The sequence below is a fragment of the Paraburkholderia sp. J7 genome (assembly GCF_905220155.1).
In the GTDB taxonomy this organism is placed as follows: Bacteria; Pseudomonadota; Gammaproteobacteria; order Burkholderiales; family Burkholderiaceae; genus Paraburkholderia.
The window spans coordinates 404,104-419,878 of sequence record NZ_CAJMYZ010000004.1 but is presented as its reverse complement, the minus strand read 5'-3'; the positions used below and the strand labels follow the sequence as shown (position 1 = coordinate 419,878).

Sequence of the window (15,775 nt, the reverse complement as noted above, 5' to 3'; positions counted from 1 at the left end):
GCCTCCGCCGTTATTGCGCACAAGACGCCGGTCCTAGCCCCCGGCGTGCGCGCTCATTTCACCTCGGACGGGGCCGGTGAGGCATGCAGAGACCTATTAAGGCGGAGACGAGCCGGCTTGCCCCCGGTTGGCACGGATTGCGGCGCACGACCGCGGTCCTGCTGCCGCTATGGCTGCTCGCGGCCGTCATGGCGGTGATCGCCGCGGCCAGTCTCTCGATCATGTCGATCCTGCTTGCCTATGTGGCAGGAGAAAGCAGCTGGTCGAAGGGTCAGAAGGACGCCGTTCACGCCCTGGAGCGCTATGCGCGCACCGGCGACGAAACGGACTACCGCACGTTCCTCTCCGGCATTGCCGTGCCGCTCGGCGACCGGGCGGCCAAGCTGGAAATGAACCGCGCGCAACCGGACACCGCAGCGATCCGGCGCGGCTTCGAGCTGGGCCGGATCGCGCCCGACGATATGGACGGCATGACCTGGGGCTACCGCACGCTCAAGAACACGCCGTGGATGCGCCCGGCGGTGGCGTTCTGGGATATCGGCGACCACTTTATCTTGCGTCTCGCCGATACAGGCGAGCGCCTGCACGCACTCGCGCAGTCGGGCCGGCTGCACGCGCCGGAGTCCGCCAACCTCGTGCGCGAACTGCGCGAAATCGACAGCCAGCTCGCGCCCATCGAAAGCGGCTTCTCCCGCTCGCTCGACGACGCGGCACGCGCCACGCGCTCGCTCCTGACACTCGCGCTCGCCGCCTCCGCCATCGTGCTGCTCGGCGTGTTCTCGCAATTCATCCGCCGTGCGCTCGCACGCAGCGACCGCCTCGAAGCCGAGGTTCGCAAGAACGAGGAGCGCCTCACACTAGGCTTTGAAGGCATCAACGCCGGGCTCTGGGACTGGGAGGTCGGCAGCCGCCAATGCTACTTCTCGAACTGGCTGTACGAGCAGCTCGGCTATGACGTGGGCACGCGCTTCGAAAGCGATACCGGCCTCACTCAGCTCGTCCATCCCGACGATCTCACGCTCGTGCGCCACGCGTTGCGCCAACACCTTGCGCGTGCAACGCCATTCGATGTGGAATTTCGTCTGCGCACGCTCGCGGGCACTTACTGCTGGTGCCGCGCACGCGGCCAGGCGGTGCGCGACGCGCGCGGGCGCGCCGTGCGTATGGTCGGCTGCCTGTTCGACATCACCGAACTCAGGACGGCCGAAGCGAAGGCCTATACCGAACGCGAACTGGCGGAGGTCACGCTGGCCTCGATCGGCGAAGCGGTGATCCGCACCGACGAAAACGCGCGCGTGACCTACTGCAACGCCGTGGCCGAACGCATGCTCGGCCGCGCGGCCGCCGATATGCTCGCGCAGCCGTTCGACGCAATCTGCGACCTGCGCAACGACGCGCACGAGCCACAACGATTCGATATCCTGATCAATTCACAAGCGACGGCTGCGACAGACGACACAGGCGGCGTGACGCTCCACGTGATGCGTCCGAACGGCTCGCGCCTCGCTGTCGATTACTCGGTGTCGAAGCTGCGCGACGTGCAGCGCCGGGTGATCGGCACGGTGATCGTGCTCTACGACGTGAGCGCACTGCGCGAACACGCGGCCCGCCTCGCCTACCAGGCGACCCACGACGAGCTCACCGACATCTACAACCGCCGCGAATTCGAGCGGCGGCTCGCCGCGCTGCTCGACGACGGTGGCAATACACAGCCGGGGCAGCCGGGACATGGCCACGCGGTCATGTTTCTCGACCTCGACCAGTTCAAGGTCGTCAACGACACGTGCGGCCATTCGACCGGCGACGAACTGATCCGCCAGGTCTGCCGCGTGCTCAAAAACGAGCTGCGCGGCGAGGACATCATTGCGCGCCTGGGCGGCGACGAATTTGGCGTCGTGCTGCCGCACTGCACGGCGGCGCACGCATCGCTGCTTGCGGAGAACCTGCGCGCGGGCATAGCCGCGATCCGCTTCACGGGCGCCGGTCGCATCGTGCAGACGAGCGTGAGCATCGGACTGGTCAGCGAAGCGGCAGGCCTCGTTTCCGTGAAGGAAGTGATGAAGGCCGCGGACGTGGCGTGCTACATGGCGAAGAAGAAAGGCCGCAACCGCGTGCACCGCTTTCGCTATGACGACGAGGAACTCTCGCAAACCCACGCCCAGATGGCATGGGTCTCCGACATCAAGGCCGCGCTCGAAAACGGCCAGTTCTGCCTGTTCGGCCAGAAGATTCTCTCGCTCGCGCAGGCATCGTCGGCCGACGACACGCACGTCGAACTGCTGCTGCGCATGCAGACCGCTTCCGGCGCGCTTGTGGAGCCGTCGGCCTTTATCGGCGCGGCGGAGCGCTTCGACCTCATGCCGGCCATCGACCGTTGGGTGATCGCGAGCGCGTTCGCGATGATCGCCGAAGGCACGCACGATTACGGCACCTGGTCGATCAACCTCTCGGGCGCCTCGCTCGGCGACGAGCAGCTCGCCGACTATATCGAGGCGCAGCAGCGCGTCTGGTCCATCCCGTTCGAGCGCGTGTGCTTCGAGATCACCGAAACCGCCGCGATCACGAACATGGACGATGCGATCAAGCTCATCGAGCGCCTGCGCGCGCAGGGTTGCCGTTTCGCGCTCGACGACTTCGGCGCGGGCATGTCGTCGTTCAACTACCTCAAACATCTGCACGTCGACTATCTGAAGATCGACGGCAGCTTTATCCGCGGCATCATCGACAGTCCGCTGGACCAGGCCATCGTGCGTTCGATCAACCAGGTCGCGCACGCAGCGGGGAAGCTTACGATCGCCGAGTGCGTGGAGGACGCCGCCATCGTGGACTGGATGATCGCGATGGGCGTGGACTACGCGCAGGGCTACGGCGTGGGCAGGCCCGCGCGGCTCGGCATCCTGCGCGGGCCGGAACTGCGCGACGTCGCCGAAGTGGGCTAGTCGAACGCCCAAGAAAAAACCGCACGGCCCTCGCGAGCGCGTGCGGTTTTTCGATCGAACCTGAAGCGTGCGATTTACTTCTTGAAGTTCGCCACGCCGTCGGTGATTTCCTTGTGGGCGGCTTCGATGCCGACCCAGCCTTCGACCTTGACCCACTTGCCCTTTTCGAGCGACTTGTAGTTCTCGAAGAAGTGCTTGATCTGGTCCTTCAGGTACTCGGGCACGTCGTCGAGCGACTTGAGATTGGCCGTCATCGGGCAGACCTTGTCGTGCGGGACCGCGATCAGCTTCGCGTCGACGCCCGATTCATCGGTCATTTGCAGCATGCCGAGCGCGCGCGAGCGCACGACGGAGCCTGCCAGCAGCGGGAACGGCGTGATCACGAGCACGTCGACCGGGTCGCCGTCGCCCGAGAGCGTCTGCGGAATGAAGCCGTAGTTCACGGGATAGCGCATGCCCGTGCCGACGAAACGGTCGACGACGAGCAGGCCCAGGTCCTTGTCGGCTTCGTATTTCACCGGATCGCTTTGCGCGGGAATCTCGATGATCACGTTGAAGTCTTGCGGCAGATCCTTGCCGGCGGGGACATTTGCAAAGCTCATGAGCGCTCTCTGTTGAGAAGGGAAAAAGCGACGGTTCGCGCGCAAAACCCGCGCGAACGGACGTTGGAGGATGGACGCCATTATAGCCAATCGGCCAGGGCGGGCCAGGACGGCCGGCGCTTCGGCCCAGGGCTTTCCCGCACGCCGATGAAGTGCCTGCTGAATTCCTGCGCGTAGGGCCTGCAATTGGCGCGATAATGAATCCGCCGGCGCGGCCCGCCATCGGGCCATCCGAGGCACGCTCCGGCGACGTTTCCCGTTTTGCGTTTCCCCTCCCTCGTTTCACCCCCATTTACGAGGCGCATGCATGGAAGAAGCGAAGCACTTCATCGGCGGCGAATGGCAAGCGAGCGCCAGCGGCGAAACGCTCGCCGCGATCGATCCCTCCACCGGCCAGCCCTTCGCGCAGCTTGCGCGCGGCAATGCCGCCGACATCAACGACGCTGTCAGCGCCGCCCGCAAGGCCTTCGAGGGCGCATGGGGCGCATTGAGCGCCACTGAGCGCGGGCGGCTGCTGTTCGCGCTTTCGGGTCTTGTCCTCCAGCACAAGGAGGAACTCGCGCAGCTCGAAGCGCGCGACACCGGCAAGCCGCTCAAGCAGGCACGCGCCGACGCCGCCGCGCTCGCGCGCTATTTCGAGTTCTACGCCGGCGCCGCCGACAAGCTGCACGGCGAAACCCTGCCCTACCAGAGCGGCTACACGGTGCTCACGGTGCGCGAGCCGCACGGCGTGACGGGCCACATCGTGCCCTGGAACTACCCGATGCAGATCTTCGGCCGCAGCGTGGGCGCGGCGCTCGCCACCGGCAACGCGTGCGTGGTGAAGCCCGCCGAGGACGCCTGCGTGTCGCTCTTGCGCGTGGCCGAACTGGCGCGCGAAGCGGGCCTGCCCGCCGGGGCGCTCAACATCGTCACGGGCCTGGGGCATGAGGCGGGCGCGGCGCTCTCCTCGCATCCCGGCATCGACCACATCTCGTTCACCGGCTCGCCGCAAACGGGCAAGCTCGTCGCGCAGATGGCCGCCGAGCACCACGTGCCCGTCACGCTGGAACTGGGCGGCAAATCGCCGCAAATCGTCTTCGCCGATGCCGATCTCGACGCGGCGCTCCCCGTGCTCGTGGCCGCGATCGTGCAGAACGCGGGGCAGACCTGTTCAGCGGGCAGCCGCGTGCTGATCGAGCGTAGTGCGTACGAGCCGCTCATCGACCGGCTCGCTGCATCGTTCGGCAAGCTGCGCGTGGGCCCCGCCAGCGCCGACCTCGACTGCGGCCCGCTCATCAACGAGAAGCAGCGCCAGCGCGTGCGCGGCTTTCTCGACGAAGCCACCGCTTGCCGTATCGCCACGGCGGCGAGCGGCAGGCTCGAGGCCGATGCGCCGAGCGGCGGCTTCTACGAAGTCCCGACCCTGCTGCGCGACGTGCCACCGCAAAGCCGTCTTGCGCAGGAAGAAGTGTTCGGGCCGGTGCTCGCGGCCATGCCTTTCGAGAGCGAGGAAGAAGCACTCGCGCTCGCCAACGGCACGCTTTATGGCCTCGTCGCCGGCATCTGGACGCGCGACGGCGCGCGCCAGATGCGTCTTGCCCGGCGCGTGCGCGCGGGCCAGGTCTTCGTCAACAACTACGGCGCGGGGGGCGGCGTCGAATTGCCGTTCGGCGGCACGCGGCATTCGGGGCATGGGCGCGAAAAAGGCTTCGAGGCGCTCTATGGCTTCACGGTGCTGAAAACAATCGCGATCCGGCACGGCTGAACCCTTACGCAGTCAAGCAAGCACCAGACAAACGGAGACACCATGCGACTCAAAGGCAAGACGGCTGTCGTGACAGGCGCCGGTTCGGGCTTCGGCGAAGGCATAGCCAAGACCTATGCGCGCGAAGGCGCGAACGTCGTCATCAACGATCTGAACGGCGATGCGGCCGAGCGCGTGGCGAGCGAGATCGCGCTCGCGGGCGGACGGGCCATCGCGGTGCAAGGCGACATCACGCGCGAAGCCGACTGGCACGCGCTGCGCGAAGCCGCCATCGAAGACTTCGGCAGCGTGCAGATCGTCGTCAACAACGCGGGCACCACGCATCGCAACAAGCCCGTGCTCGAAGTGAGCGAAGCGGAGTTCGACCGCGTCTACGCCGTCAACGTGAAGGGGCTCTACTGGAGCGTGCGCGCGTTCGTGCCGCATTTTCGCGAGCGTGGCGGCGGCGCGTTCGTCAACATCGCGTCGACCGCGGGCATCCGGCCGCGGCCGGGGCTCGTCTGGTACAACGGCAGCAAGGGCGCGATGATCGTGGCCAGCAAGGCGCTCGCCGCCGAACTGGGCCCCGACCAGATTCGCGTGAACTGCGTGAACCCCGTGATTGGCGACACGGGCCTCACGGCGGAATTCATGGGCGTGCCCGACACCCCCGAGAACCGCCAGCGCTTTATCGCAACCATCCCGCTCGGACGGTTTTCCACGCCGCAGGACGTGGCCAACGCGTGCCTCTATCTCGCCTCGGACGAAGCCGCGTTCATCACCGGCACCTGCATCGAAGTCGATGGCGGCCGCTGCGTGTAGTGCGCGCCAAGTCGTTGACTAATCGGTGTTTTCCCCGAGCGTAACGCGCCGTCGCGCCACGGCGGCGCGTATAGAATGGTCGTGCTTTCGCGTCGAATACCCGCCATAACACGGCGGCAATACAACAAACACGCCAATGAGCAAGATCTTGCTCTGCATGGGACCGGAGCGCCATCTCCGGTCGACAAAGGAGACACCATGGCCAGTCCAGCGAATCACCTGCCGCAAGCGGGAGCGGGCGCACCGCCCTCCGCCTTCGAGGAAGCCACGTATCGCAAAGTCGCGTGGCGGCTCATTCCGCTTCTCATGCTGTGTTACGTGGTCGCGTATCTGGACCGCGTGAACGTAGGCTTCGCCAAGCTGCAGATGAGTTCGGCACTCAATCTCTCCGATGCGGTTTATGGCTTCGGCGCGGGCATTTTCTTCGTCGGTTACTTTCTGTTCGAAGTGCCAAGCAATGTGATCCTGCATCGCGTGGGCGCGCGCGTATGGATCGCGCGCATCATGGTCACGTGGGGCCTCGTCTCGATCCTGACGATGTTCGTCACCACGCCCACCATGTTCTACGTGATGCGCTTTCTGCTCGGCCTGTGCGAGGCGGGCTTCTTTCCCGGCATCATCCTCTACCTCACCTACTGGTATCCGGCGCATCGGCGCGGGCGCATGACCACGTGGTTCATGACGGCCATTGCGCTTTCGGGCGTGATTGGCGGGCCGGTGTCGGGCTGGATTCTCAAGTCCTTCGACGGTGCGAATGGCTGGCAGGGCTGGCAGTGGCTCTTCCTGCTCGAAGGGCTGCCCTCGGTGATCGTCGGCGTGCTGGTGTTCTTCGTGCTCGACGACCGCATCGGCAAAGCCAAGTGGCTCACCGAAGAAGAGCGCGCGCTGCTCGAACGCAACATCGCCGCCGAAGATGCCACCAAGGAAGACCCGCCGCTCATGAGCGTACTCACGAGCCCGCGCGTACTGGTCATGAGCCTCACCTACTTCTCGTTCGTGATGGGCCTTTACGGCGTGAGCTTCTGGCTGCCCACCATCATCAAGGCGACGGGCGTGAAAGACGCGCTCACGATCGGCCTGCTTTCGGCGATTCCGTTCGCGGCGGCCGTGGTCGGCATGGTGCTCTTCGCGAAGAGCGCCGACCGCACGCGTGAGCGCCGCTGGCACATCGCGATTCCCGCTGTCATCGGCGCGATCGGCCTCGTGCTCTCGGTCACCTGGGCGCACGACACCACGCTCGCCATGACGGCGCTCACCATCGCGACCATCGGCATTCTGACCACGCTGCCGCTGTTCTGGAGCCTGCCCACGGCCTGGCTCTCGGGCACAGCCGCGGCGGCCGGCATCGCGCTCATCAACTCGATCGGCAATCTCGCGGGCTTCCTGAGCCCGTATGCGGTGGGCTGGCTCAAGGAGGCCACGAAGGCCAACGATTCGGGCATGTACATGCTCGCAGCGTTCATGATCCTGGGCGGATTGCTCGCACTTTCCGCACCGGCGAAACTCGTGAATCGCTGAAGCAGTCCGAGGCTCTCCAAAAACAAACGGCCGCCTGTTTTGCAGGCGGCCGTTTTCGATGGGACTTCGGATTTGCAGTGAGCTTCCTTAGACCACGTTCATCGACAGCGCACTTTCCCGATAGTGCGACGCAGCCTTGTCGCCGTCGCCGAGCTGCTCGTGCAGGCGCGCGAGTGCGCGATGCGAGCGGATCTTGAGCGGCTCGTTCTGCGTGGTGTCGGCGGACTTGAGCGCGGCTTCGAGGAACGACTGCGCCTTGCCCCACAGCTGCTGCTTCAGGCACAGGCGGCCCAGCGCGAACAGCAGGTCACCGTCATCCGGGCGCTCCTTGCGCCACGCCTCGGCCTTCTGGATGAGCGGCAGCGCGTCGCTGCCAGCCGTGTCCGGATAGCGGCGCAAAAGGCGCGCGTCCCAGTTCTGCGCGAGCGCTTCCTCGACAATCTTGCGTGCGTCGGCCGGGCGTCCGAGCGCGATCAGCAGTTCGGCGGCGCAATCGGCCAGACGCGGCGAGTGACGCTCGACGTTCGAGAGCGACTGCCACAGTTCGAGCAGCGCGTCGGCGTTGTGGCGACGATCGCGCAGCAGGTTTTCCGCCGCGAGCTGGCGCAGACGCACGGCCACGGCCGGGTGCAGCGCCTCGCGCTTTTCCAGCGTCTTCACGAGCTTGAGCACTTCGCTCCAGTTCTTCAGCTGCTGCTGGGCGCGCAGTGCGATCTGCTGAGCGTGAATGCGGCGGCCGCCCTGCGTGCGCATTTCGGTGAGCGCGGCGAGCGCGCCATCGGCGTCGCGGCCGTCGGCGCGCATGTCGGCGGTCGCCATGAGGCGCGCTTCCTGCAGGTCGGGGTCGTCGACCTGGGTGAGCCATTCGTCGCGGCGCGCGTATTCATGCAGACGATGCGCGGCCGTTGCGGCGATCAGGCCCGCGGCGCTCGTGTTCTTGATGTCAGCGAGCGAATCGCGCGCGGCCTTCTCGGCGCGCGAGAAGCGGCCCGCGTAGAGATTGCCCACGGCGTCGCGCAGCGCCGAGTTCGCCTTCTCGGTGCGCATGCGCGCACGGTAGGCAGCCACGCGGCGCGGCATCGTCACGATGTTGCGCGCGAAACGCAGGATCGCGTACAGCAGCAGGAAGGCCACCACGATGCCGACCACGAACAGGTTGAGCGAGACGTCTACCCGATACGGCGGATAGACGAGCAGCACCTGCCCGGTGTCGAAGCGCCCGACGGTTGCGAGCGCGACGGCAATCGCGAAGAGAAGCGCGAGCCAGAGGAGTCCACGGATCGCCATGTCTTACCCCCGGCTCCGGTATTGCTGGATCGCCTTCAGGCTCGTGTCGAGCGTGGGCAGCGCGACGGCGGCCGAGCCGTCGTTCACTTGCTTGAGCAGATCGCGCACGGTTTGCGTGTCTTTCGAGGCGCCGTCGAAGTAGCGCGCCAGCGTGGCGTCGGCGGCCGCGAGGTCGGACTTGAGCGTGTCCTGGTTGCGCGAAAGCAGCGACAGACGCGCCGAGAGCAAACGCAGCTTCAGGTTCTCGCGCACGAAGTAGCCTTGATCGGGCGACACGAGCATGGCGTCCGCGTTATCGATGCGGCGCACCTGCACGAGGCTCGCGATCTGCTTGCCCACGCCGTCGACGAACGTGTCGATCCACACCTTCCATTTCGCCTGGTTGGTCGCGGCGGCAACCTTTGCGACATCGGCGGGCTGCGCAGCTTCGGGCTTCGTATGCGCGACGATCGCTTCGCCCGAGAGCGGCAGCGAGTCGATCTGGCCGAGCGCGGTGTCGAGCTTGATGGCGAGGCCTGTGAGGTCCGTGGACGGCGCGGCCTTGAGCTTGTCGATGTCCTGCGCGATGGCCTTGCGCACGGCGATGGCCTGCGCGTTCTCCGAAGCGGCGAGGCGCGTGTCCGCGCTTTGCAGCGCGAAGAGCGCGAGCTGCGTGTTGCCCGTGAGCTGGAGCTGTTCGCTCGCGCTCGAGAGCATCTGGCCGACTTCGGCGAGCGTCCAGTCGTCGCGGCTCTTCGAAAGATCGGCGTATTGCTGCGCGAGCGCCTGCTGCGAAGTCTGTGCGTCGGCGATCTTGCCTTCGAGCTGGGCGATCTGTTTATCGAGCTGCTGCGCGCCCGAGACGGCCTCGTCGGCGCGCGCGCGCAGTGCGGCAATTTGCTGCTCGCCTGCCTGCTGGCGCTGGATGGCCTGCATGCCGAGGCCATCGAGCTTGCGATTGAGGAGATAGCCGCCTGCGCCCGAGCCCGCGGCGACCAGCACCACGACGAGCCACAGCAGTCCCATGCTCGCGCCGCGCCGTGCGCCGCCTGCGCCCGGCGGCGGCGTCAGCGGCGCGGAAGAACCCGCGGCCGACGACGCATACGACGGCCGCGCCGACGCGCTGGCCGAAGCCGACGCGCCGGAGGAAACCGCCGCGCCCGTGGCGACGGCACCCTGGTTTGCTGTGCTGCTTGAGTTGTTCGAATCTGTCATGCGTGGGTTGGCCGGCGTCTGGGCCGGAGTGTTCTGAACCGGTTGAACAACGGAAGAAGCGAGGCCTAGCAGCGTCTCGACGATGCGTTCGTCGCCCGCGCCGGACACCGTAATCCTATCAAAACCCATTGAGCGCGCCGTCTCGGCGATCCGCGGGTGAGGCGCGACGAGCGGCGCATGACGCAGTTCGACGATCTCGCCCGCCGTGAGGTGCTCGCGCGCGAGTTCGTCGAGGTTGCGCACGCCCTCGGAACTCGTGACGAGCCACGCGTGCGGCGCGCCTTCGAGCAGCGCGTGCACCTGTGTCCACGTGGCGATGGGCGGCTCGGGCACGACACGGCGGTATGCCGCTACGGTCTCCACCTCGGCGCCCGCTTCGCGCAGACGCTCGGCGAGCCACTCGCGGCCGCCGTCGCCGCGCACGATCAGCACGCGCTTGCCGGCAAAGGCGTCCGCGCCGAAGGTCTTCTCGAGCGCTGCGTAAAGCGACTCCGAATCGAAGCGCGCAGGCTCTTCTTCCCCCGCGCCCGCAGGGCTCACCACACGATGCTCGGGCTCGGCCACGCCGTGACGCTCGAGCGCGGCCACGCTCGCCGGGCCGACCACGGCCACGGGCAGCGCGGGCGGCCAGATCGAGGACACCGAGGCATAGCATGCGAACGCGCGATCGACGGCGTTAGGCGAAACGAACACAACGAGCGCATAGCGTTCGAGCGCGCCGAGCGCGGCGCGCATCGGCGCTTCGTCGGTCACGGGCGCAATGGAGATGAGCGGGAAGTCGAGCGTGCGCATGCCGCGCTGCGCGAGCTGCCCGGCGAGCCCATCCGACTGACCGGCCGGCCGGGTAATGACGACGGTGAACGGCGTGCTGCCGCTATCCGCGCTTGCCGACGACGCGCGCTTCGCGCCGGTGGAGGCGTCGCCCGGGCCGCCCCACTCGTCGGGCTGGCCGGCGTTGCCGCGCGGTTGCCAGGGGCCGGCCATCATCGGGAGGCCGGGCCTTCGCCCGTGCCGGTTGGGTTGTTCATGGCAGCGCCTGTTTGAGGCGCCGTATTCGGGCCGTCGGCGGCCTGGGCCGCATCCGCGAGCGCGCGCACGATCTCGAGCGCGCCTTGCGCGATGAGGTCGTCGGCAACGCGGCGGCCGAGCGCGACGGCCTCGTCGACCGTGGACGCCGCGGTGGCCTCCTGCGCGGCGAGCACACGGCTCGCGTCGGGCGTGGCGATCGTGCCGCGCAGCGCGAGCATGCCGTCGTGCCACTGCGCGTAGGCCGCGAGCGGCACCGTGCAGCTGCCGCCCAGTGCGCGCGAAACCATGCGCTCGGCCTCGACGGCCTTCGCGGTGGCGTCGTCGTGCAGCGGTGCGAGCCATGCGGCGATATCGGCGCGGTCGACGCGGATTTCGATGCCGAGCGCGCCCTGGCCCGCCGCCGGCAAGCTGTCCTCGGGCTCGATCAGCGCACGGATGCGCGCGCCGAGGCCAAGACGCTTCAAGCCCGCAGCCGCGAGAATGATGGCCGCGTAGTCGCCGCGGTCGAGCTTGGCGAGGCGCGTGTCGAGATTGCCGCGCAACGGCTTCACCTCGAGATGCGGATAGCGCGCACGGATCATCGACTCGCGGCGCAGGCTGGACGTCCCCACCACGCTGCCCGCGGGCAACGCGGCGAGCGAATCGTAGTCGTTGGAGACGAACGCGTCGCGCGGGTCCTCGCGCTCCATGATGGCCGCGAGCGTGAAGCCTTCGGGCAACTCCATCGGCACGTCCTTGAGCGAGTGCACCGCGAGATCGGCGCGGCCCTCGGCCAGCGCCTGCTCCAGTTCCTTCACGAAAAGACCCTTGCCGCCCACCTTCGAAAGCGTGCGGTCGAGAATTTGATCGCCGCGTGTCGTCATTCCAACAATTTTCACGTCGCAGGCTGGATATAATTTGTGCAGCGCAGCTTGCACATGCTCTGCCTGCCACATCGCGAGGCGGCTCTCCCGCGAAGCGATCACCAGGGTGCGGGGCATGGGCGCGGATAACGTCTCGGAGTTCATGGCAAGTACATCGAATGACGGGATGAAAAGCAGGATCGGATAACAGGCAATGTTAGCACGCGCCCTTTTTACCGCCTCCCCGCAGGGACAGGCTGGGAAGGCGCGGGCGGCGGCAAGGAAGAGACTCAGGCGTTGCACGCGGCGCTTACGTATTCATCGTAGGCAATTTGGTACGCAATGGGCCGCGAGCCGACCAATGGCGATACGTCGTGGACACGGCGGCCCGAAGAGGCTGCGTGACTGGCGCGCGCAGGGTGCACGCGTTGCGCATGCGCAGCCCGCATGGCTGCGGCCATCGCCGCGGTGGCGCTTCGGCTTGTGTACGCGCTCGCAACGGCGCACTCTCCAGCAACGCCTGCACCCGGCGCACCGCCTTTGGCGGCCCGCACCGCCTCTGCACTATCCGCACGGCTCACGCAGGGTGGCACCTTCCACCCTCTCCAGGTTGCACCCGCAGTACACGGCCCGGCACGCGCCGCGGCCATGCAGTTGGTAGTTCTCCGACTAACCTGCCCATATCCTGGCAAGCCTCAAGGAAAACATCGTGAAGTCTTCAGGCTCGGCGCGCGCAGAGCGCCGCAACACCGCATCGCAGAACGCAACTTCGAAGGCCGCACCGGCCACGCCGTCCACGAAACCGGCGAAAACGACGAAGACTACGAAGACCACGAAATCCGTCACGACCAAACCGGCGACCCAGGCCAAAGAGGCCGCCGAGGCCGTCAAGGCAGCAAAGGCGGTGAAGACGCCGAAGGCCGCTAAAGCCACGAAGGCCCCGAAGGCGGCGAAAGCCCCGAAAGCGGGCGCCGGCGTCTCGCGCAACGGCCGCGCGCGCGACGACAAGGACCAGCCGCTCTTCGAAGACATCCGCTTCCTGGGCCGCCTGCTCGGCGACGTGCTGCGCGAGCAGGAAGGCGACGCCGTGTTCGACGTGGTGGAGACCATTCGTCAGACCTCAGTGCGCTTTCGCCGCGAGGACGACAACGCCGATGCACTCGCGCTGGAGAAGCAGCTGCGCGCGCTCTCGCCCGAGCAGACCGTGAGCGTCGTGCGCGCGTTCAGCTACTTCTCGCATCTCGCGAACATCGCTGAAGATCGCCACCGCAATCGCCGCCGCCGCATTCACGACCTCGCGGGCTCGGCGCCGCAGGCCGGCACCATCGCCCATTCGCTCGAACGTCTCGCGCAAGCGGGCTCCGCCGCGACGCCGGTGCTCCAGCAGTTTTTCAACGACGCGCTGATCGTGCCCGTGCTCACTGCGCACCCCACCGAAGTGCAGCGCAAGAGCACGCTCGACTCGCAGCACGACATCGCGCGCCTGCTCACCGAGCGCGACCAGCCGCTCACGCACCGCGAACTCGAACACAACGAGCAACTGCTGCGCGCACGCGTGACCTCGCTCTGGCAAACGCGCATGCTGCGCGACTCGCGCCTGACCGTTGGCGACGAAATCGAGAACGCGCTTTCGTATTACCACACGACCTTCCTCACCGAGATCCCCGCGCTCTACAGCGAGATCGAAACGCAGCTGAAGGAGCACGGCCTTTCGGCGCGCCTGCCCGCGTTCTTCCAGATGGGCAGCTGGATTGGCGGCGACCGCGACGGCAACCCGAACGTCACCGCCGCCACGCTCGAAGAAGCGAGCGAGCGCCAGGCACAGGTGATCCTCCAGCATTACCTCGACGAGGTGCACCGTCTGGGCGCCGAGCTTTCGGTGTCGAACCTGCTCGCGGGAGCAAGCGATGAACTGAAGGCGCTGGCCGAAGCCTCGCCCGACCAGTCGCCGCACCGCGTGGACGAGCCGTATCGCCGCGCGCTGATCGGCGTGTACACGCGCCTCGCCGCCAGCGCACGCGTGCGCCTGGGCGAAGGCGTGGTGGCCGTGCGCAGCGCGGGCCGCAACGCCGCGCCGGTGCGCGCCAAGCCCTATGCCGATGCGGATGAGTTCTCGCGCGACCTGCATATCCTGATGGATTCGCTCGCCGAGCATCATGGCGCGTCGCTCGCGACCACGCGTCTCGCGCCGCTCATGCGCGCCGTCGACGTGTTCGGCTTCCATCTCGCCTCGATCGATCTGCGCCAAAGCTCGGACATTCACGAAGCGGTGATTACGGAGCTGCTCGCGCGCGCCGGCGTCGAAGCCGACTACGCGGCGCTTTCGGAAGAAGACAAGCAGATCGTGCTGCTCGCGCAGCTCGCCGATCCGCGCACGCTGCGCTCGCCGTACCTCGACTATTCGGACCTCGTGAAGAGCGAGCTGGGCGTGCTGGAAATGGCGCGCGTGACGCGCGAGAAGTTCGGCGCGCGCGCGGTGCGCAACTACATCATCTCGCACACCGAAACGGTTTCCGACCTGCTCGAGGTGCTGCTGCTGCAAAAGGAAACCGGCCTCGTGAGCGGGCGCCTCGGCCACGCGGAAGACCCCGCGAAGGCCGCGCTGATGGTGATCCCGCTCTTCGAGACGATTCCCGACTTGCGCCACGCGCCGGGCATCATGCGCGACCTGCTCGCGCTGCCGGGCATCGACGGCATTGTCGAGCACCAGGGCAACGAGCAGGAAATCATGCTCGGCTACTCGGACAGCAACAAGGACGGCGGCTTCCTCACGTCGAACTGGGAGCTGTATCGTGCGGAGCTGGCGCTCGTCGCGCTGTACAAGCAGCGCGGCATCACGCTGCGTCTGTTCCACGGCCGCGGCGGCACGGTAGGCCGCGGCGGCGGCCCGACCTACAACGCGATCCTCTCGCAGCCGCCGGGTACGGTGGAAGGCCAGATCCGCCTCACGGAACAGGGCGAAGTCATCGCGAGCAAGTTCGGCAATCCGGAGATCGGCCGCCGCAACCTCGAAACGGTCATTGCCGCGACGCTTGAAGCGACGCTGCTGCCGATGGGCGGCGCGGGCAACGCGCCCGATCAACTGCCCGCCTTCGAAGAGACGATGCAGCAGCTCTCCGACGCCGCAATGGCCGCATACCGCTCGCTCGTGTACGAGACGCCCGGCTTCACCGACTACTTCTTCGCCTCGACGCCGATCACGGAAATCGCGGAGCTGAATATCGGCAGCCGTCCGGCCTCGCGCAAGCTGCAGGACCCGAAGAACCGCAAGATCGACGACCTGCGCGCGATTCCGTGGGGCTTCTCGTGGGGCCAGTGCCGCTTGCTGCTCACGGGCTGGTACGGCTTTGGCAGCGCGGTGTCTTCATACCTCAACGATGCGGGCAGCGACGCCGAGCGCGCGCGCCGTCTTGCGATGTTCAAGAAGATGTACAAGACCTGGCCGTTCTTCTCGAATCTGCTCTCGAACATGGACATGACGCTCGCGAAGACCGACCTCGCGGTGGCCTCGCGCTACGCGCAGCTCGTGGCCGACAAGAAGCTGCGCAAGCTCGTGTTCGAGCGCATCGTGGCCGAATGGGAGCGCACGACGAAGGTGCTCGGCGAGATCACGGGGGCGGCCGAACGGCTCGCCGACAACCCGCTGCTCGCACGCTCGATCAAGAACCGCTTCCCGTACCTCGATCCGTTGAATCACTTGCAGGTGGAGCTGATCAAGCGTTATCGCGCCGGCGACCCGAGCCCGCGCGTGCAGCGCGGGATTCATCTTACGATCAACGGGATTGCGGCGGGGCTGCGCAATACGGGTTAAGCGAC

General features: G+C 66.9%; 9 protein-coding genes. 5 read left to right on the top strand and 4 right to left on the bottom strand.

The genetic code is table 11. The features are described 5' to 3' along the window. Nucleotides 1-83: 83 nt before the first annotated feature. Entirely contained in the window at nucleotides 84-2,939 is a 2,856-nt protein-coding gene (locus U5A58_RS09355) for an EAL domain-containing protein (protein WP_321961221.1), read from the top strand. Nucleotides 2,940-3,013: 74 nt separating this feature from the next. On the opposite strand, the gene ppa is transcribed toward U5A58_RS09355, so the two are convergent. After that, the gene (ppa, locus tag U5A58_RS09350) at nucleotides 3,014-3,541 is read right to left on the bottom strand and encodes an inorganic diphosphatase (protein ID WP_116611852.1); all 528 of its coding nucleotides are present in this window, start codon (nucleotides 3,539-3,541) and stop codon (nucleotides 3,014-3,016) included. 307 nt (nucleotides 3,542-3,848) lie between these two features. On the opposite strand from ppa, the gene U5A58_RS09345 reads away from it, so the two are divergent. From U5A58_RS09345 to U5A58_RS09335, 3 genes are all read left to right on the top strand, one after another. Continuing rightward, nucleotides 3,849-5,288: an aldehyde dehydrogenase family protein gene (locus U5A58_RS09345; protein WP_321961220.1), complete on the top strand. Its 1,440-nt coding sequence runs from the start codon at nucleotides 3,849-3,851 to the stop codon at nucleotides 5,286-5,288. Nucleotides 5,289-5,330: 42 nt separating this feature from the next. After that, a complete protein-coding gene (locus U5A58_RS09340) occupies nucleotides 5,331-6,089 on the top strand; it encodes an SDR family oxidoreductase (RefSeq protein ID WP_321912696.1) in 759 nt (252 codons plus the stop codon). 198 nt (nucleotides 6,090-6,287) lie between these two features. After that, nucleotides 6,288-7,607, top strand: a complete 1,320-nt coding sequence (locus U5A58_RS09335) for an MFS transporter (RefSeq protein WP_321912698.1) — start codon at nucleotides 6,288-6,290, stop codon at nucleotides 7,605-7,607. 87 nt (nucleotides 7,608-7,694) lie between these two features. Here the strand turns inward: U5A58_RS09335 and U5A58_RS09330 are convergent, their stop codons facing one another. The 3 genes from U5A58_RS09330 to hemC are packed head-to-tail and all read right to left on the bottom strand — an operon-like array spanning nucleotide 7,695 to nucleotide 12,124. After that, complete coding sequence (locus tag U5A58_RS09330; protein ID WP_321961219.1) at nucleotides 7,695-8,894, bottom strand: heme biosynthesis protein HemY; 1,200 nt, start codon at nucleotides 8,892-8,894, stop codon at nucleotides 7,695-7,697. 3 nt (nucleotides 8,895-8,897) lie between these two features. Then, complete coding sequence (gene hemDX / locus U5A58_RS09325) at nucleotides 8,898-11,075, bottom strand: fused uroporphyrinogen-III synthase HemD/membrane protein HemX (RefSeq protein WP_321961218.1); 2,178 nt, start codon at nucleotides 11,073-11,075, stop codon at nucleotides 8,898-8,900. Further along, nucleotides 11,072-12,124 (bottom strand): hydroxymethylbilane synthase, encoded by a 1,053-nt coding sequence (gene hemC / locus U5A58_RS09320; RefSeq protein ID WP_321961217.1) that lies wholly within the window; start codon nucleotides 12,122-12,124, stop codon nucleotides 11,072-11,074. Before hemC ends, hemDX begins: the two co-directional genes overlap by 4 nt. A gap of 544 nt (nucleotides 12,125-12,668) precedes the next feature. Here hemC and ppc point away from each other — a divergent pair. Continuing rightward, nucleotides 12,669-15,770 carry a phosphoenolpyruvate carboxylase gene (ppc, locus tag U5A58_RS09315; protein ID WP_321961216.1) on the top strand — a complete coding sequence of 1,034 codons (3,102 nt, stop codon included), beginning with the start codon at nucleotides 12,669-12,671 and terminating at the stop codon, nucleotides 15,768-15,770. Nucleotides 15,771-15,775 lie beyond the last annotated feature (5 nt).